Here is a 510-nt window from a genome sequence, read left to right as displayed (position 1 = left end):
CTATTACTACCCCTGAAGAATCAAAAAATGAGCATGAATATATAACTAATGCATCAGAGACTATTTTACAAAAACTGAATCTTCCTTATCGTGTTATGTTACTTTGCACCGGAGATATGGGATTTGCGGCAAAAAAAACCTATGATATAGAAGTATGGCTTCCGGGACAAAAGCAATATCGCGAAATTGCTAGCTGTTCTAATTGTGGAGATTTTCAAGCACGTAGAATGAAAGCAAGATATAAAGAATTTGGCAATGCTTGATGTTCATACTAAAGAGTTGGATTTCTTTGAGATATCACCTCCGGTATTAGTTCGAGATAATGCTATGTATAATGCAGGACAACTACCTAAATTTGCCGAAGAGTCTTTTGCAATAACCAATGGTTACAGACTAATTCCAACCGCAGAAGTATCTTTAGTAAATATAGTCGCCGATACTATTATACCAAGAGAAAAATTACCGATGCGTTATGTTGCTTACACCCCGTGCTTTAGATCAGAAGCAGGT

Annotated in this window: 2 pseudogenes; both read left to right on the top strand. The window is 36.5% G+C overall.

The annotated features are described in order from the left end of the window. A pseudogene (locus tag O6R16_RS08080) lies at positions 1-257 on the top strand (aminoacyl--tRNA ligase-related protein); the annotation flags it as partial. Continuing rightward, positions 256-510: pseudogene (locus O6R16_RS08075) on the top strand (aminoacyl--tRNA ligase-related protein); the annotation flags it as partial. The pseudogenes O6R16_RS08080 and O6R16_RS08075, both read left to right, overlap by 2 nt.

This window comes from Candidatus Rickettsia tasmaniensis, assembly GCF_036857515.1.
GTDB lineage: Bacteria > Pseudomonadota > Alphaproteobacteria > Rickettsiales > Rickettsiaceae > Rickettsia > Rickettsia rickettsii.
This window is presented reverse-complemented; position numbering and strand designations above follow the sequence as displayed.